At 69.7% G+C, this 17,023-nt stretch carries 19 protein-coding genes; 7 read left to right on the forward strand and 12 right to left on the reverse strand.

The features are described from left to right. The first annotated feature begins 270 nt into the window (after positions 1–270). Both AC3AOF_RS15605 and AC3AOF_RS15610 read left to right on the forward strand, forming a co-directional pair. Positions 271–1,449 (forward strand): Gfo/Idh/MocA family protein, encoded by a 1,179-nt coding sequence (locus AC3AOF_RS15605; protein WP_488345824.1) that lies wholly within the window; start codon positions 271–273, stop codon positions 1,447–1,449. Positions 1,450–1,501: 52 nt separating this feature from the next. After that, positions 1,502–2,032: a gamma carbonic anhydrase family protein gene (locus tag AC3AOF_RS15610; protein WP_488345825.1), complete on the forward strand. Its 531-nt coding sequence runs from the start codon at positions 1,502–1,504 to the stop codon at positions 2,030–2,032. 185 nt (positions 2,033–2,217) lie between these two features. On the opposite strand, the gene AC3AOF_RS15615 is transcribed toward AC3AOF_RS15610, so the two are convergent. From AC3AOF_RS15615 to AC3AOF_RS15655, 9 genes are all read right to left on the reverse strand, one after another. Then, a complete protein-coding gene (locus AC3AOF_RS15615; protein ID WP_488345826.1) occupies positions 2,218–2,400 on the reverse strand; it encodes a hypothetical protein in 183 nt (60 codons plus the stop codon). Beyond that, positions 2,397–2,816 carry a hypothetical protein gene (locus AC3AOF_RS15620; RefSeq protein ID WP_488345827.1) on the reverse strand — a complete coding sequence of 140 codons (420 nt, stop codon included), beginning with the start codon at positions 2,814–2,816 and terminating at the stop codon, positions 2,397–2,399. Before AC3AOF_RS15620 ends, AC3AOF_RS15615 begins: the two co-directional genes overlap by 4 nt. 501 nt (positions 2,817–3,317) lie before the next feature. Then, positions 3,318–4,229, reverse strand: coding sequence for an SGNH/GDSL hydrolase family protein (locus tag AC3AOF_RS15625; protein ID WP_236989981.1), 912 nt, complete (start codon positions 4,227–4,229; stop codon positions 3,318–3,320). After that, positions 4,190–5,287, reverse strand: a complete 1,098-nt coding sequence (locus AC3AOF_RS15630) for an OpgC family protein (protein WP_488345828.1) — start codon at positions 5,285–5,287, stop codon at positions 4,190–4,192. Before AC3AOF_RS15630 ends, AC3AOF_RS15625 begins: the two co-directional genes overlap by 40 nt. Before the next feature lie 146 nt (positions 5,288–5,433). Further along, positions 5,434–5,802, reverse strand: a complete 369-nt coding sequence (locus AC3AOF_RS15635; protein ID WP_236989979.1) for a hypothetical protein — start codon at positions 5,800–5,802, stop codon at positions 5,434–5,436. A gap of 13 nt (positions 5,803–5,815) precedes the next feature. Then, positions 5,816–7,366, reverse strand: a complete 1,551-nt coding sequence (locus AC3AOF_RS15640) for a S10 family peptidase (protein WP_488345829.1) — start codon at positions 7,364–7,366, stop codon at positions 5,816–5,818. A 373-nt stretch (positions 7,367–7,739) separates the two neighbouring features. Continuing rightward, on the reverse strand, positions 7,740–8,192 hold the full coding sequence (locus AC3AOF_RS15645) for a DNA polymerase III subunit chi (protein WP_488349000.1): 453 nt from the start codon (positions 8,190–8,192) through the stop codon (positions 7,740–7,742). Between the two features lie 62 nt (positions 8,193–8,254). After that, positions 8,255–10,096 (reverse strand): methylmalonyl-CoA mutase family protein, encoded by a 1,842-nt coding sequence (locus AC3AOF_RS15650; protein WP_488345830.1) that lies wholly within the window; start codon positions 10,094–10,096, stop codon positions 8,255–8,257. A gap of 116 nt (positions 10,097–10,212) precedes the next feature. Next, a complete protein-coding gene (locus tag AC3AOF_RS15655; RefSeq protein WP_488345831.1) occupies positions 10,213–11,016 on the reverse strand; it encodes an undecaprenyl-diphosphate phosphatase in 804 nt (267 codons plus the stop codon). Between the two features lie 406 nt (positions 11,017–11,422). On the opposite strand from AC3AOF_RS15655, the gene AC3AOF_RS15660 reads away from it, so the two are divergent. From AC3AOF_RS15660 to AC3AOF_RS15670, 3 genes are all read left to right on the forward strand, one after another. Continuing rightward, positions 11,423–12,115 (forward strand): glutathione S-transferase family protein, encoded by a 693-nt coding sequence (locus AC3AOF_RS15660; protein WP_236989975.1) that lies wholly within the window; start codon positions 11,423–11,425, stop codon positions 12,113–12,115. Positions 12,116–12,216: 101 nt separating this feature from the next. After that, a complete protein-coding gene (queG, locus tag AC3AOF_RS15665; protein WP_488345832.1) occupies positions 12,217–13,284 on the forward strand; it encodes a tRNA epoxyqueuosine(34) reductase QueG in 1,068 nt (355 codons plus the stop codon). A 28-nt stretch (positions 13,285–13,312) separates the two neighbouring features. Further along, a complete protein-coding gene (locus tag AC3AOF_RS15670) occupies positions 13,313–14,149 on the forward strand; it encodes an SDR family oxidoreductase (protein WP_488345833.1) in 837 nt (278 codons plus the stop codon). A gap of 18 nt (positions 14,150–14,167) precedes the next feature. Here the strand turns inward: AC3AOF_RS15670 and AC3AOF_RS15675 are convergent, their stop codons facing one another. Further along, positions 14,168–14,311, reverse strand: a complete 144-nt coding sequence (locus tag AC3AOF_RS15675; RefSeq protein WP_488345834.1) for a hypothetical protein — start codon at positions 14,309–14,311, stop codon at positions 14,168–14,170. A 160-nt stretch (positions 14,312–14,471) separates the two neighbouring features. Here AC3AOF_RS15675 and AC3AOF_RS15680 point away from each other — a divergent pair, with 160 nt between their 5' ends. Beyond that, positions 14,472–14,807 carry a DapH/DapD/GlmU-related protein gene (locus tag AC3AOF_RS15680; protein WP_488345835.1) on the forward strand — a complete coding sequence of 112 codons (336 nt, stop codon included), beginning with the start codon at positions 14,472–14,474 and terminating at the stop codon, positions 14,805–14,807. Between the two features lie 73 nt (positions 14,808–14,880). Further along, positions 14,881–15,162, forward strand: coding sequence for a HigA family addiction module antitoxin (locus AC3AOF_RS15685; RefSeq protein ID WP_488345836.1), 282 nt, complete (start codon positions 14,881–14,883; stop codon positions 15,160–15,162). Between the two features lie 242 nt (positions 15,163–15,404). Here the strand turns inward: AC3AOF_RS15685 and olsB are convergent, their stop codons facing one another. Next, positions 15,405–16,394 (reverse strand): l-ornithine N(alpha)-acyltransferase, encoded by a 990-nt coding sequence (gene olsB, locus AC3AOF_RS15690; protein WP_488345837.1) that lies wholly within the window; start codon positions 16,392–16,394, stop codon positions 15,405–15,407. A gap of 164 nt (positions 16,395–16,558) precedes the next feature. After that, positions 16,559–16,954: a DUF2267 domain-containing protein gene (locus AC3AOF_RS15695; RefSeq protein ID WP_488345838.1), complete on the reverse strand. Its 396-nt coding sequence runs from the start codon at positions 16,952–16,954 to the stop codon at positions 16,559–16,561. Positions 16,955–17,023 lie beyond the last annotated feature (69 nt).

Genomic DNA, 17,023 nt, shown 5'->3' on the forward strand with positions numbered 1-17,023 from the left:
GAGGCGACCGGAAGGTCTCGCCGACATTCCCATGCGGCGAGGCCGTCGCCTCGACTTGCCGCGCTCGGCCCCACCCCGACGTAGATTCGAATCGTTCAATCCTGTCCGCGTCGATCCACGTCCGATACCGGGCCGCGTCTCCGAAAGCGGTAGGTCACGACTTAATCCTCCCCTGGAGTGCGACCTGCGCCTCGGCCCTTTGCGCCGGTTCGATGGGCCGCCCCCTGGTCTAGCCTTCGCGGCGCAAGACGGAAACGGGGAGCAGGTCAGGTGGCGAGCATCGGCATCGTCGGCACGGGATTCGTGGCCGATTACTACATGCGCTCCCTGGCGACCCTGCCGGAGGTGACGATAGCCGGGGCCTGGGACATCGATCGGGACCGGCTGCACGCCTTCGGCCAGTACTGGCACGTCCCGGAGGCCGCGAGCCTCGACGATCTGATCGGCCGGCGGCCGGACCTGATCCTCAACCTGACCAATCCGGGCTCGCACTACGCCGTGAGCCTCGCCTGCCTGGAGGCGGGGCTGGCGGTCTACTCGGAAAAGCCGCTGGCGACCCGGCTCGACGATGCGCGCCACCTCCACCGGGTGGCGACCGAGCGCGGCGTGATGCTGGCCTCGGCACCGTGCAGCGCGCTCGGCGAGAGCGCCCAGATCGTCTGGAAGGCCCTGCGCGAGCGGGTCATCGGCACGCCCCGTCTCGTCTATGCCGAGATCGACGACGGCTTCCTGATCCGCGCGCCGCACGAGACCTGGCGCAGCGAATCCGGCGCGCCCTGGCCGGTGCAGGACGAGCTGGCGGTGGGCTGCGCCCTCCAGCATGCCGGCTACTACCTGACCTGGCTGATCGCGATGTTCGGCTCGGTGACCCGGGTCGCGGCGGCCTCGGCCGAGGTCTTAAGCCTGACGCTGGCCGATGGGACGAGAGCGGCGCCGACCTATGCCAGCGCCTCGCTGTTCTTCGAGAGCGGGGTCGTGGCGCGCCTCACCTGCTCGGTGGTGGCGCCGCACGACCATTCCCTGCGCATCTTCGGCGACGAGGGCATCCTGGAGGTAGGCGAGTGCTGGTCGAACGACGCCCCCGTCCGGCTGCGCCGCCGGCACGTGGTACGCCGCCGCCTGATCGATTCCCCCCTCGCCCGCCGCCTGCGCGTCGCGGGGCCCACCCACGCCAAGGTCGGGCGCAAGGGGGCGACGGCGATGAACTTCGCGCTGGGGCCGCAGGAGATGCTGGCGGCGCGGGCGGAAGGGCGTGCGAGCCGGCTCGACGCCGACCTCGCCCTGCACCTCACCGAGGTGGCCCTGGCGATCCAGAACGCCGGCAACGGCACCGGCCATCAGGTGATCGCCTCCCGGGCCGGCGCGGTGGCGCCGATGCCGTGGGCCATGGAGGATCGGGCGAAGGGGGATTTGGCGATGGGCGATCGGGCGACGGTGTGTTCGGGCTGACGGCGCCGATACGGCATGCGAAAGGAGGCGCGAACCTGAAGAGGATCCCGCGATGCCGCTCTACGCCCTCGACACCGTCAGCCCGGTTCTGCCGGAGGATGGCAGCGCCTGGATCGCGCCCGATGCCCACGTGATCGGCCGCGTGCGGCTCGGCCGCGAGGTCGGGGTGTGGTTCGGCGCGGTCATCCGCGGCGACAACGAGCCGATCGCGATCGGCGACCGCACCAACATCCAGGAGGGCGCGGTGCTCCACACCGATGCGGACTTCCCGCTGACCCTGGGCGAGGGCATCACCGTCGGGCACGGCGCGATCGTGCATGGCTGCACGATCGGCGACAATTCGCTGGTCGGGATGGGGGCGACGATCCTCAACGGCGCCAGAATCGGCCGCAACTGTCTCGTCGGCGCCAATGCGCTCGTCACCGAGGGCAAGGAGTTTCCCGACAACAGCCTGATCGTCGGCGCCCCGGCCAAGGCGGTGCGGGTGCTGGACGAGGCGGCGGTGGCGGGTCTGCGGGCATCGGCCGAGCGCTACGTCGCCAATGCCAAACGCTTCGCGCAAGGGCTGCGGCGGGTGGATTGAGGGTTTGTTCCAACCGGGTCCGAGTGGTTACCGGGGGCTGGTTCCATGCCGACGCGCAAAGATGCAGAAGATTCACGCGCTCAAATAGTCGGAACTCCCCCATAAATCATCAATGATCTTTTGATGTACTTGGCTTTTCAACGGGGCTGCCGAAATCGGCAGCCCCAGCGAACCCGAAAAACCTATCACGGATGAGCGCTCTCCCGCATCATCTCGCGCTCCTTGTTCACGTGCAGCGCGTTGCGCAACGCCTCGCGTTCGCGGTCGATCTTCGCGGCGCTGCGTTTGATCGCGCGGGAGCCAGCCCAGGCAGCGAGCACAGCCAGCGCGGGAGGAATGAGGAGCAGGAGCCCGTATCCGTCCATCACCGGAGCCCTTCAAGCATCGATCTCGCCCACCAATGTAGGCCTGCAGCGACCAAAGCCCAAACGATCATGGTGATGAACGTCAACTGGCCCGGCGGCGGGGCGGCAGCCAGGGGAAAACTCAGGCCGACGACCGGTAGCACGAAGCCGCCGCCGAACAACGCCACAGCGGTCGTGTTGGTGGCAGTCGCGGTCAGCTTCGTCTTCTCGTTGTGGATGAGGACGCGGCGCTTCAGGTCCTCGGGATCAGGGCCTGCAGCGGGCTGGGGAGGAGCCTTCGGCTCCTCCTGGTAGCGAGGCTGATCCGGCAATGGCGGCAAAGGGCTGTCGGCCGCCTCCGCTCGAACGTCATCAAGGGCCCTGCCGATTGCGGCGAGAGCATCGTCTATGAAGCGATTTTCAGGTCGGCCTGCCGTCATTCCGTTCGCGTCTCACTCGATGTCGACGGGTCCGCGAAGGGCGCTCGAGAGTGAGGTTAGGCCAGTTTGCGCCGTCGTTAGCGAGGTCACGCGCGGCCCGAACCCCGAACCGCTGGGGCAGGACCGGCTGTCGCAACGTCGGGCCGATCGACGTGTCATACCAACGGCCCAAGATGCTGACGCATCGGGCCATTGGACCATCTCGAATTTTCTACACCCAGCCAAAGGCTTGGCGAAAATTCGAGAACGGAACCAAAGGTCGTTTTCAACGACCGTTGGTATCACACCCATGATCTATCACAGGCATCGACGCTTCTACACGTCGTCCCGGGCTCCACTTTCGCGGCCCCGGGATGACGAGAGCATTTTCCGACGAAGTCGAAACCGGTTCGTCGCAGAAAATGCGGCATGACAAGGACCGAGAGAGCTTCGCGATTGCAACGCGATCGTGAAGCTCTCCAGGAGGGATTCAGATCCATAGGCTGCGCGCCCCGCGCATCCTCAATTCGCCGGCACCGGCGGCGTCGCCGGCACGGCGACCGCGTCCGGCTGGAGCAGCGAGACGGTGATCGCCCGGGTGACGTGCTCGGCCATGCAGCGATAGCCGAGATCGGCCAGGCGGAAGCCGGCGCCGGACTGGGCGGTGTCGCCCCCTTTGAGCGCGCTGATCGCCCGGCCGGCGAGGTAGCGCATCGCCTCGTAGCGCTGGACCAGCGGCACCTGCTCGCGCTCGGCAACCTTCTGGATCGCCTGGACGAACTGGCGGTAATAATCGTCCTTGGCGAGGCTCGCGGTGTATTGGGGATCGACCAGCACCACGTCGATGCCGTGCGACTTGATCCAGGCCACGGTCTCGGCCAGCGATTGCGAGAAATCCTCGATGTCGACGCGAGCGAGGGCGTCGTTGCCGCCGACCTGCCAGACCACGAGGTCGGGCTCGATCTCCGCCACCTGGTTGCGCAGGCGCTCGGCTGCCCCGAAGGCGATCTCGCCGGAGACGCCGCGGCTCTCCACCGTCACCTCGATGTCGGGGAGCGAGCGGGTCAGCGCGTCCTCGAGCCGCACCGGGTAGGTGGCGGCGGTGCCCAGCCCCCCGGAATTGGAGCCGATCGTCAGCACCTGCACGGCCCGGTGCTCGCGCAGGGCCTTCTTCACCGCCTTGAGCTTGGCGAGCGTGTAGAGCTTCGATCCCGGCACCCTGCACTCGGGCGAGAGGCTGGGATCGGGCGCGTCGGGACTCGGCGCGGTGGCCTGGAGCGCCGGGATCTCGGCTAGAGCGGGGGCTTGCGCCGGCGCCGGCTGAACCTGCCCGGGCGGGGGCGTCGTCGACTGGGCCTGAACGGAAAAGGCGAGGCAGGAGACCAGGGCGAGGCTCACGCCGCCGAGGAGGGACGGGGAGAGCGAGAGCGCCATTCGACGAACCATGCCGTGAAGGAGAGGGAAGCCAATCCGCATCCTACGACAAAGACGTCGGTCGCGAAACCTCCCCCGCTCCAGAACCGAATCAGTTGTGCACCGAGGCTGGCGACCGAACCGACCGAGAACACTGCGAGCGAGTTGCGCCCGAGCCCCGCAAGCTGGCGCACGAGCCAGCGGGCCCGCGGCTGGATCAGGCCGAACACCGCCTGGAAGGCGAGCATGACGCCGAGGAAGTGGATCAGCCGGGCCGGCGACAGGTAGGATTTGTCGAAGATGAACAGGAGCCGGGGCTCCGGCACCGCCAGGGGATCGGGCCGCAGGTTGAACCAGGACAGGACCGCGCCGACGATCACGATGACGATGCCGAGCGGCATCAGCCGGCGGCGCCAGGCCAGGAACCGCTCCGAGCTGCGCCGCCATTCATGCGCCGCGAAGCCGAGCACCAGCAGCAATTGCCAGCACAGCGGATTGAAGAACCAGTGCCCCTCTACCGGCCAGCTCGGGATGTTGATCTCGAAGACCAGGCTCACGGCATAGAGCAGGACCGAGATCCCGATCGCCAGGCCGAGATGCACCCGCGACAGGAGCACGAAGGCCGGGGCGAGACCGAGCAGCACGACGTAGAGCGGCAGGATGTTGAAGAAGCCGAGCTGGTGCAGCAGCGTCACCCAGCCGACGGTGGCCTGGATCGGGTCGCTGAAGACCGGACCGGCATTGTGCCATTCGACCAGCAGCGGGTTGTCGAGATAGAGCGCCGCGCCCGCCAGCATCGCCAGCGCGATCGCCGTGATGACGAGCTGCGCCCGGTAGACCTCGACCATGCGCGAGAGCAGCCGCAGGATCGTGCGGAGCGCCGGCTCCGGCACCCCGTCGCGCCCGCGGGTGGCGATGCCGATCGACCAGCCGGCCAGGAACACGAACAGCTCGGCCGCGTCCGAGATCCCGTACTGGGAATAAGTATAATTCTGGAAGGTGTTGCCCGGGATGTGGTTGATGAAGATCGTGACCAGGGCGATGCCGCGCCAGAAATCGACCGCATTCGGTTCACGCATGACGCTCGTGGTCCCTCATGCTCGTGGTCCTCTAGCCTGACTGCGGACGCCTCCGAACGAGTGAGTGGCGTCGGGCATCGCTGGGTTTAGCGCATGAGCAGACCGCCGCGTACCGAGCGCGGCGGTCGTCCGGTGATCGCCCTGCCCTACTTCACGATGCGGTCGAGGCGGTTGTTGATGAAGAAGTACAGCTCCTTCGCGCCGGGCTCGGTGTAGAGCACCTGCACCTCGCGCTGGCCCCGGCCGCTCTCGCCGACGAGCACGTCGGTCGGCGGCTTGCCCTTGAGGCGCACCAGCTCGCATTCGCCGATGCCGGGAGCGATCTCGGTGGCGTTGCCTGGGACCGCGCCGGTGCAGGTGCCGTCCTGGGCGAGCACCGGCCCCCAGCTCGGGGCGGGCGGCGGGGCGGGTTTCGGCGGGCTCGCCAGGTTCACCGGCGGGGCGGCGCGGTCGGTGCTGCTGCACCCGGCCAGTGCCAGACCCATCAGGGCGATTCCGATCACCGTCCGCCGCATCGTGCCCCGCCCGTCATCGTCCCTCGGCGGCGCTGCGCCGCGCCGCCAGGGCCGTCTCGTAGAGGTGGAGCGCGTCCCCGCGCAAGGCCGCCCGCGAGCCTTTGCGGAAATAGAACATGTGGCCGCCGGGATAGACCGACAGGGAGAGGCGCCGGTCGCGGCCGTAGGCCGGCATCTGATCGAGGATCAGCTTCGAGGCGAAGTAGGGCGTGACGAGGTCGGTATAGCCGTGGGCGACGAGCACCCGCAGGTCGCCGTCGAGGGAGAGCGCCTGGCGCAGGTCGCTCACCACCTCCGGCGGAGAGCGGCCGCCGCCCCAGTTCCAGCCGGCATTGACCGCGTTGTTGAGGAGTTCGTAGCGCAGGTTCGGCACCCGCCAGTTCAGCGTGCGGGTGGTGAGGTCGATGGCGGCGCTGGTGAGCGGCGCCAGCATGGCGGTGAGGATCGGATCGGCGAAGCGCCCTTGCGCCGCGCTCGGATCCGGGTCCCAGCCGGTGATGCCGGTATCGTAGGCGCTCGCCACCCGGCCCGCATCGCGGTCGGCCTCGCGCTGGTAGCTGGCGCCCGCCACGCGGCCGGCCTGGCGGCGCACCAGGGCGGGATCGAGCCCGGTCAGGGCGGCGACGCGTTCGGTCATCCGGTCGATGGCGGCCGGATCGGAAGGCCCACGCAAGAGGTCGCTGAGGTAGGGGCCGGTGGCATAGGCCTCCACCGCCTCCATGCGGGCGGGGTCGGGGGTCTCGCCGCGCTTCTCCAGGCCGGCAGCAGCGAGCGAGGGCAGCCGTGTCACCGCGCCCAGCGGGTTATGCCGCGGCGGCTGGAGATAGCCGAAATCGAGCACCGGCGAGAGCAACACCAGGCCGGAGAGGCCGATTCCGACGTCGTCCTGGAGCTTGCGGGCGACGAGCGGGCCGCGAAACCCCCCATAGCTCTCGCCGAGGAAGAATTTCGGCGAGGTGAGCCGGTCGTTGGTGCGCAGCCAGCGGGCGATGACCGCCGACAGCACGGCCGCGTCGCTCTCGACGCCGTAATAGCGCTTCGCGTCGTCGCCGGCGGCGCGGCTGTAGCCGGTGCCGATGGGATCGATGAAGACGAGGTCGGTGAAGTCGAGCCAGGTCTCGTCGTTCGGCACCGTCACCGGCGCCATCGAGGGGCTGATGCTGGTGCCCTCGAAGGGCACGCGCCACGGCCCGACCGCCGCGAGGTTGAGATAGGCCGAGGCCGCGCCCGGCCCGCCATTGACCGCGAAGGTGACCGGCCGCGTCCGGGCCTCCCGGTCCGGCAGGGTGAAGGCCGTAACCGCGATCTCGGCCTGGAGTTTCCCGGATTCGTCGACCAGCGGCAGGCTGCCGGCGAAAGCCGTGAAGTTCAGGGTGCGGCCGTCGGAGAGGGTCAGGCTGTGCTGCGTCGTCGCGTCGGGGGGCAGGCGCCGGCCTTCGGGCTGGCGGGTCTCCTGACGGGCCTCTTGACGTGACTCTTGGCGGGCAGGCTGCGCGACGAGCGGCGCGGCTCCGAGACAGAGGGCTGCCGCGGCGGCGAGGATCCGGGTCGTGATGCGGGTCATGACGTCTCCTCGCGGGCGGGGGGCCTTGTCTTTTTTTTTGAGTTCACCGCTCCCTTTCCTTCGAAAGGTCGGGCGCGGGTCTCTCCTCTCCCCGCGGGCGGGGAGAGGGCTGTGTCTCCGTTCAGGAGACGCAGCTAGCGACGGCGAAGCCGAAGCGAGGGTGAGGGGGTGTTTCCGGATGAGCCACATCCGTCGACACCCCCTCACCGTCGCGCTTCGCGCTCCTTTCGTCCCCGGCAAGGGGGACGAAAGCCTCTCCCCGCCCGCGGGGAGAGGGGAATTCCCGCGCCTTTTCCTTCACTGGACAGCCCTGCCAGTACAGAGGAGCGGAGACGCGCTTCATCGTGACAACACGCGGTGTGCAGACCCGCCATCACGCCTTCTTCTGCCAACGGCCGCGCTCGTCCTGCTGCCAGTAGGCGACGCTGTGGCCGGCCTCCTTGGCGCCGCGCCACTGCTCGCGGGCATGCAGCAGGGCGTCCTGGTCGGTGCCGTCGAACAGGATGCAGATGCGCTGGTAGCTGGCCGCATCGTCGGGCAGGGCCGCGCCCTCGACCAGGAAGCGGATCGAGGCGCCGTTCGGGTTGGCGTCGCGCAGGGTCAGCACCACCGGCTGGGTGGCGCAATCGGGGTCGCGGTCGGTGCCGTGTGGCAAAAAGCTCTCCTCCGAGAAGACCCAGAGGTGATCGTCGAGGGCCTGGAGCCGCTCCTCGCTCGTCGCCTGCACGGCGACGCGCCATTGCCGCTCCAGGGATTTCTCCAGGAGGCTCGGCAGCACCTGTTCCAGGGGCTGGCGCTGCATGTGGTAGAACAGGATCTCGGTCACGGTGCTCACGAGATAGGGCGCCCCGGGCCGGACGGCACCGGCTCAGGGCGCGGTGTCCGGCCTCAGGCTTTCGCCGCCTCTTGCGCCGCCTCTTGCGCCGCCTCTTGCGCTCTGCCCAGCAGCTTCACGAGGTCGCAGCCGGCATAGAGGTCGTAAGCGACGCCAGCCGCCCGCAAGGCGGGCTCGAGGTCGCCGGGCCGGCCGGCGAGGAACAGCGTGGTGGCACCCGCTCCGCGCAGGGCCTCGGCCGCCGACACCGCCTCCTCGGCATAGACCGCATCCGAGGAGCACAGGCAGGCGATCGGCGTGCCGGACGCCCGGAACGCCTCGGCCATGGCGGCGTGATCGGCAAAGCCTTCGTTCGTCACCGCCTCGATGCCCCCGGCCTCGAAGGCGTTGCGGGCGAAGGTGGCGCGGGTGTTGAAGGCGCTGAGAGCCCCGAGATTGGCGAGGAAGACCCGCGGGCGCCGTCCCGTGCGGGCGAGGATGGCATCGGAAGTGTCGCGCAGGGCCTCGAAGGGCTCGGCGAGGCGCCGGGACGGCAGGGCACCCTCCGACACCGCTTCCGCCGCCGGGGCGGGCACCAGCACCGCGACGGGCGCCTCGTGCAGGTCCGGGAACTCGCTGGTGCCGGTGATCGGCTGGCGGCGGGTGGCGAGATCCGCGTCGCGGGTTTTTCGCAATGCGGCGAGGCGGTCGGCCATCGCGCCCGAGCGCAGGCTCTTCGCAATGCCCCCGTCCCGCTCGATCGCCTGGAACAGCCCCCAGGCCTCACCGCAGAGCTGGTCGGTCAGGACCTCGAAGCCACCGGCTCCGGCAGCCGGATCGGCGACGCGCCAGAGATTGGCCTCGTCGAGGAGGACGTGCTGGGTGTTGCGGGCGCAGCGGCGGGCGAAGGCGTCGGGCAGGCCCAAAGCCGCGGTGAAGGGCAAAACCGTCACCGCATCGGCCCCGCCGAGGCCGGCGGAGAAGACGGCGGCGGTGGCGCGCAGCATGTTGACCCAGGGGTCGCGCCGGGTGGTGCTGCGCCAGGCGGTCTCGGCGTGCAGGCGGATCGGCGCAGGCGCGAGCCCGCAAGCCTCCTCGATCCGGGCCCAGAGCCGGCGCAGGGCCCGGACCTTCGCCACCGTCAGGAATTCGTCGGATTCGGCCACCAGCAGGAAGGCCAGGGCGGCGCGGGCGCGCTCCAGATCGTACCCGCCGGCCTCCAGGGCCCGCAGGGTCGCGAGCGCCCCGGACAGGACGGCCGCCAGTTCCAGCGCCTCGCTGGCGCCGGCCTCGTGGAAGGGCCGGGCATCGGCCAGGAAGGCGCGGCCGGTGAATCCCGCCGCCTCGACCTCGCGCAGCAAGTCGGCGAGGCCGGGCCAGGACGGGGCCGCCCCGGTGGCGGCCTGAACGGCGATGGGATCGAGGCCGAGATCGATGTCGAGGGTGGCGAGGTCGTCGCCGCGGGCCTCGGCCAGGGCGAGGAGCGCCCGGGCGGCGTCCGGCCCCGCGGCGCCGGCATCGAGCCGCAGGCCGATCAGCGGCAGCATCACCCCGTCGAGCGCCGCCGCGATGGCCTGGGGCCCGGGCAGGCCGAAGCCGCGGGCGGCGGGGCTGCCGGCCATCACCAGGGTCAGGGCGTCGGCGCCGCCGTCGAGGTCGGTCAGCGCCAGGGCATTGGCCTCGGCCGGATCCGGATGGTCGACCCGCTGGCTCACCCGCCAGCGCCCCGGCGCGGCGCGTCCGGGCTGGGGCGCGGCCTCGGCCGGCGGATAGAGCGGCTGAACCGCGATGCCGTCGGGGGTGCGGCGCACCAGCCGCTTCTCGAAATCGGCCCCCTTCAGCACCCCGTCGACCAGGGCACGCCACTGCGCCTCCGTGGCGGCCGGAAACGCGGCGGCGAGCGTCGTATCGTCCATGGCGGGTCCTCGTGGCGCGGGGTCTTCTCCCTAACGCCAGGACATAACCGCGCCACACGCCATTGGTCGAGGTCCCTCGAACGCGAGCGACGCGCCCTCCCCGTCACCCTTGCCCGTCAGCCGAACACGATCAGCCCGGCAAAGCCCGCCGCGCCGACGATGATGCGCCACCAGGCGAACAGCGAGAACCCGTGGCGGGAGACGTAGTCGAGGAGCTTGCGGACCACGAACAACGCCGACACGAACGCCACCACGAAGCCGATGGCGATCAGCCCGACATCGTCCTTCGACAGGTTCCTGTAGTTGTCGAGCAGGTCCTTGGCGAAGGCGCCGGCCATGGTCGGCATGGCGAGGTAGAACGAGAACTCGGTGGCGGCGCGCTTGCCCGAGCCCATCAGCATCGCGCCGACGATGGTGGCGCCGGAACGCGACACGCCGGGGACCATCGCCAGGCACTGGAAGAAGCCGATCTTCAGGGCCATCGGCAGCGAGAACTGGTGCACGTCGTCGTATTTCTGCTCGAGGTCGGTCTCGTCGATGACGAGGAGCACGAGGCCGCCGGCGACCAGGGTCGAGCAGATGATCCAGGGGTTGAACAGGTAGAACTTGATGTATTTCGAGAACAGGCCGCCGATGATGGCGGCGGGCAGGAACGCGATCAGGATCGCCAGGATGAAGCGGCGGGCGTTCGGATCGCTGGGCGCGCGCCGCAGCAGGTCGAGCAGCTGGCGGAAATAGACGCTGACGATCGCCAGGATGGCGCCGAGCTGGATCAGCACCTCGAAGGTGTTGTTGGGCGATTCGAACCCGATGAAGTGGCCGACGAGGAGCTGGTGCCCGGTCGAGGAGACCGGGATGAACTCGGTGGCTCCCTCGACGAGGGCGAGCACCACGGCCTTGCCGATGCTGGCGACGTCCATCACCGCGCTCCCCGCAGGGCATTCGCCGCGGGCCTGCCCGCTCGTCCTGTCGCCGTCGTCATGTCGCCTGCTCTCGTGGTCGCGCGCGGGCGGTCGGGCGACCGCGTCCGGCGGGGATGGGAACGGGACCCGGGCCGCGCCCGCGTCTTGCGCACCGGTACGGCTCCACCTCTGTGGCAAGTCTGTGGTGAGGGGCGTGCCGGAGGTTTAGGCCTCTCGACGGAGTGTCGCACCGACACGGTTGAGGCTCGGTTACCAGCACCCGTCACCCGTGTTAAGGATGCCGAAAGATATCCGTGTCTCGGTGACCAGACGTTAATCCTGCGGGGGTCAATTCGGAGACGCACGACCCACCGCGAGCCGACCTTCCAGGCCAGCCGACAGACGAAGCGCGAAACGGCCACGCATGGCGACGCTCCATCACTCCCCGTTCTGCCCGCATTCCCGCTTCGTGCGCCTGATCATGGCCGAGATGGGCATGGAGCCCCAGCTCGTCGAAGAGCGCCCCTGGGAGCGCCGGGAAGACTTCTTGATGATGAACCCCGCCGGCACCACCCCGGTGCTGGTCGAGGAGGGCGGGCTCGCGGTACCCGGCGGCAGCATCATCGCCGAATATCTCGACGAGACGCGGGGCCTCGGCTTGAGCGGGATGCGGCTCCTGCCGGAATCCCCCGCCGCCCGGGTCGAGGTGCGGCGCCTGCTCGACTGGTTCCTGCAGAAATTCGACCAGGAGGTGACCGGCTACCTCGTCACCGAGAAGATCCACAAGCGCTTCATGACCTCGCAGTACGGCGGCGGCCCGCCGGACATGAACGCGATCCGGGCGGCGCGCAGCAACGTGCGCTACCACCTGAAATACATCGGCTACCTGATCTCGCGGCGGAACTGGCTGGCGGGCAGCCAGCTGACCTATGCCGACCTCGCCGCAGCGGCGCACCTGTCCTGCGTCGACTATCTCGGCGACGTGCCGTGGGACGAGGACGAGATGGCCCGGAACTGGTACGCGCGGGTGAAGTCGCGCCCCTCCTTCCGCAGCCTGCTCGCCGACCGGGTGGCCGGGATGGCGCCGGCCGACCATTACGCGGATCTGGACTTCTGACCTCTCGCATCCTGCTGACACCCGAGGCCTTTCGCCCCTTCCTGGAGACCCGCGCCCGGGCTCTGGGCTTCGACGCCCTGGCGGTCACCCGCCCCGACGCGGTGCCGGCCCTCCCCGAGCGCCTCTCCGCCTGGCTCGCCGCCGGCCACCATGGCGGCATGGGCTGGATGGAGGAGCGCACCGGCGAGCGGGCCGATCCGGCGCGGCTTTGGCCGGACGTGCGCAGCATCGTGATGCTCGGGGTCAATGCCGGGCCGGACGGCGACCCGCTGGCGGCCCTGGCCGAGCCGTCGCGCGGATCGATCGCCGTCTATGCCCGGCGGCGCGACTATCACGACGTGATCAAGGGCAAGCTGAAGGAACTCGGCGGCGCCTTCGCGGCGAAGGCCGGCGCCAAGGTCAAGGTCTTCGTCGATACGGCGCCGGTGATGGAGAAGCCGCTGGCGGCGGCGTCCGGCCTCGGCTGGCAGGGCAAGCACAGCGTGCTCGTCTCGCGTGGCTTCGGCAACTGGCTCCTGCTCGGGGCGATCTACACCACGGCCGAGATCACGCCGGATTCCCCCGAGGGCGACCGTTGCGGCCGCTGCCGCCGCTGCCTCGATGCCTGCCCGACCGGCGCCTTCCCGGCCCCCTACCAGCTCGATGCCCGGCGCTGCCTCGCCTACCTGACGATCGAGCACGAGGGGCCGATTCCGGAGGAATTCCGGGTGCCGATGGGCAACCGGGTCTTCGGCTGCGACGATTGCCTGGCGGTCTGCCCGTGGAACAAGTTCGCGGCCGCCGCACGCGAGGCGCGGCTGGCGTCGCGCGCGGAGCTCGCGGCTCCTGCCCTGGTGGAACTGGCCCGGCTCGACGGCGACGCCTTCCGGGCGCGGTTCTCCGGCACACCGATCAAACGCACCGGGCGCGACCGCTTCCTGCGCAACGTGCTGATCGCCATCGGCAATTCGGGGGACTCAAGGTTGGCCGGCGAGGCGGAGCGCCTGCTGGCGGATGCCTCGCCGCTGGTGCGCGGCATGGCGGTGTGGGCGCTGGCCCGCCTCGGGCGCCTGCCCCCTGCCCCACCGGACGAACGGGATCCCGACGTGCTGGCCGAGTGGCGGCTCGCGAAAAATCAGGGTGTCCAGAGGGCGAGCCCTCTGGCGGGTGCAGGGCGGCGCCCTGCATAAGACCGCACATCCTTTCAGGGCGCGGCCTATGAACCTGTTCGTCTTCGGGCTCGGCTACACCGCCGGCCATTTCGCGGCGCGCGAGCGCGGCCGTTTCGCGACCGTCACGGCGACCCGCCAGAATCCGGGCAGCCTCGACGGGGTCACCTTGCGCGTCTTCTCGCCCGAGGAGACCGATCCGCGGATCGCCGACGACCTTGGCCACGCCGACGCGATCCTGGTGTCGATCCCGCCGGATTCCGGCGCCGACCCGGCGCTGGCGGCCTTCGAGGAGGTGATCGCCGCCGGCCCGGCGCGGTGGATCGGCTATCTCTCGACGATCGGGGTCTATGGCGACCAGGGCGGCGCCTGGATCGACGAGGCGACCCCGCCGGCCCCGACGCATCAGCGCACCCGCGACCGGGTCGCGGCGGAGGAGGCCTGGTTGTCGCTCGGGGCGCGGACGGGCAAGGCGGTGCAGGTCTTCCGGCTCTCCGGCATCTACGGGCCGGGGCGCAACGCGTTCGAGAAGCTCCGGCAGGGCAAGGCGCAGCGCATCGTCAAGCCGGGCCAGGTGTTCAACCGCATCCATGTCGACGACATCGCCACGACCCTCGCCGCCTCCCTCGACCAGAAGCGGCCGGGGGCGATCTACAACGTCACCGACGACGAGCCGGCCCCGCCGCAGGACGTGACGGCCTTCGCGGCGGAGCTCGCCGGGTTAGCCCTGCCGCCGGCCGTCGATTTCGACACCGCGAATCTGAGCCCGATGGCGCGCAGCTTCTACGGCGAGAACAAGCGGGTGCGGAACCGGCTGATCCGGGAGGAGCTGGGGGTGGAACTGGCCTATCCGACCTATCGGGAGGGGTTGCGGGGGTTGGTGTAGCGGCACGTCATGTCTGCCTCACGGGCTCCCCTGGTCGTCGCGGTCGGTGGCTCGGGCCGGCACGCCCGCGTCGTGCTGGAAGCCGCCGACCTCGCCGGGCTGCCGGTTCGCGGCGTCCTGTCGGATGCGCGGCCTTCGGGCGAAGCGTTCTTCGGGTCGCATCGTGTCCTCGGCGGGCTCGATTGCCTCCAGGACCGGAGCTTCCTGCAAGGCTGCCGCATTCACCTCGGGACCGGCGATCGGGCCGTACGTCGCTCGATGGCGGAGACGGTCCGGACAAGCGGGGGGGCAACTCGGCACGATCTTCCATCCCGCCGGCATCGTGTCCCCGAGTGCCGTGATCGGTGCGGGGGCCTTCGTCGCGGCGGGGGCGATCGTCGGCGTCGGTGCCGTGCTGGCGGAAGCCTGCCTCGTCAATACGGGCGCGAGCATCGACCACGATTGCCGGCTCGACACCGGGGTGTGCATCGGCCCAGGTGCGCGCCTCGCCGGCACCGTCCTGTGCGAGGCCGACGTCTTCGTCGGGCTCAACGCGTGCGTCCTGCAAGGTCTGCGAATCGGCCGGGGAGCGGTGATCGGCGCCGGTGCCGTCGTCACGCGGGACGTCGCCGCTGGCTCCACCGTCGTCGGTTGCCCGGCTCGCCCTGTGAGGCGATGATCGCGCTCTCCGGAGGCAGGTACCGAACTGCAGCGCACGGCGTCGTGACAGCCTTCGAGATCGGAACACCGTCATGCCCCGAACACGCATCCATCCCGGAGAATACCTGATCGAGGAATATCTCGATCCTCTGAATCTCGGCATCGGCCAGCTCGCGGATACGCTCGGCCTACCCCGATCTCATATCGGTGATCTCGTGCATAAGTGCCGAGGTATCGATGCCGACACAGCGCTGCGTCTCGGCCGTTTCTTCGGTACGACGGCGCAATTCTGGATCAACCTGCAAGCCGCTCATGACCTCGCGGCACGGGCGCCGGCTGATTTCTCGGAAATCATATCCCGGCAGACATCATAGAGACTTTCGGATTGTTTCGCACCTTCGATCCCATCTACAACCTTATCCTGAGGTGTCAGTCGATCGAAGATCGACTGACCTCGAAGGAGGGCTCCAGGGATCGCCGAGACTTCTGGAGCCCTCCTTCGAGGCCGCTACGCGGCACCTCAGGATGAGGTCACGGATGGATTAAGGAAAATAATTGCGGCTTTACTGTACTCAGGCACTTTTTTACGCAAAGACCGGCCAATAGAGGATTGGCCTCACGCCGCGTGCCGCCCCGCCTCCGCCCCAAAGTGCCCGATATACCGCTTGGCGATCGCCTCCACGGGCAGCACCACGAACACGTCGGTCGTACCGAACTGGCGATCGACCACCGCCCCGTCGCCGAAGGTGGCACCGACCCGCAGGTACCCCTTGATCAGGGGCGGCAGGGCCTGAAGCGCAGCCTTCGGGTCGATCGCCTCGCGGCTCAAGCGGTCCATGGCGACGTGGCGGTCCGGCAGCGCGCGGGCGCGCCAGCCCTCGGGGGCGCGGGCGAAGTGGTGCAGGAAGCTCAAGGGCAGCGCGAGACGGTCGGGATCGGTGCCTTCCAGGCTGGCGCAGCCGAGCATCGCGTCGATGCGGTGATGCAGCACATAAGCCCAGATGCCGTGCCACAGCAGCTCGACGGTGCGCTTGGTGCGGTAGGGCTTGAGCACGCAGGAGCGGCCGAGTTCCAGCACCCTCTTGCCGGCATTGGCCTCCAGCACCGGGCCGAGATCGTACTCGCCGGCGGTGTAGAAGCCGAAATGCCGGTCGGCCTGCTCCTGGCGCAGCAGGCGGTAGGTACCGACGACCCGGGGCTTGGGCTTGCGGAAGGGCTTGGTTTCCTGGGCGGCGTGGTCGATCACCAGGAGGTGGTCGCAGACCGCGTCGTACTCGTCGGAGTCGCGGCGCTTGATCAGGGCCATGCCGGTCGGAATCGCCGCCATCTCCTCATAGAAGACGCGGTAGCGCAGGCGCTGGGCCCGCTTGACCTCCTTCGGCGTCGTTGCGAGGCGCACCTCGAGGGAGCCGATGCGGCCGAGCAGGGGGTCGAGGCCGGGCGTCGGAAAGTGCTTCAGGCGCGGGAAGAGCCGCGAGGGCTGGGCCAGCCCCTTGAGCTGGATGCCGCCCTCCGCGGCGCGGCCGAGGAGGCGCGTGAGGGGGATGCCGGGCGGCGGAGCGTCGCGGCCGTCGCCGGCCGGGCCACGGGTGAGGAACGGAACCATGGTCGAGGCATCCCGTACGGCGCCGACCGGGCGCCCGGGGAGCGGTCGCCGCGACCGCCCCGCGTGGCGACACAACACCACGAAACCCCGCACGGGAATATGACAGGGGTTTACGAAGGTTTCCAAACGGTTGGCGGGGCGGTACCGCCCCGCCGCCGGAAAAGTCAGACGAACTGGTTCAGCCCCGGGATCGAGCCGACGATCGGGCCCATCACGTCCTCGCCGGCCTTCTCGCGGCCATAGGCGAACAGCTCGCGGCCGAGCGGCTGCATCTGGCCCATCGGCACGCCGGCGGACATCAGCTTCTGGCCGAGCGCCATCACGCCGCCGCCCATCATGCCGCCGAGCATGCCCATCAGGCCGCCGCCGCCCTCGCCGTGGCCGCCGTCGCCGGCTTGGGCGAGGGCCGCATCGGCGCCCGGCATCGCCGCGATCAGCTGATTGACCTCCTCGGCCGGGCCTTCCTTCTGCAGGAAGGCCAGGATGTGCCCGATCGCCTTCTGGGCCGTGGTCGCGTCCAGGCCCGTGGCCTGCGTCACCCGGGCAACAAGCTCTTCCATCGTGGTCTCCCGCACGTCTCGCGCGCAACCGACCGGCCGGCACGCCGGGCGGTCTTCGGCGAAGGGCAG

It is taken from the genome of Methylobacterium sp. 142-1Y (assembly GCF_057747795.1).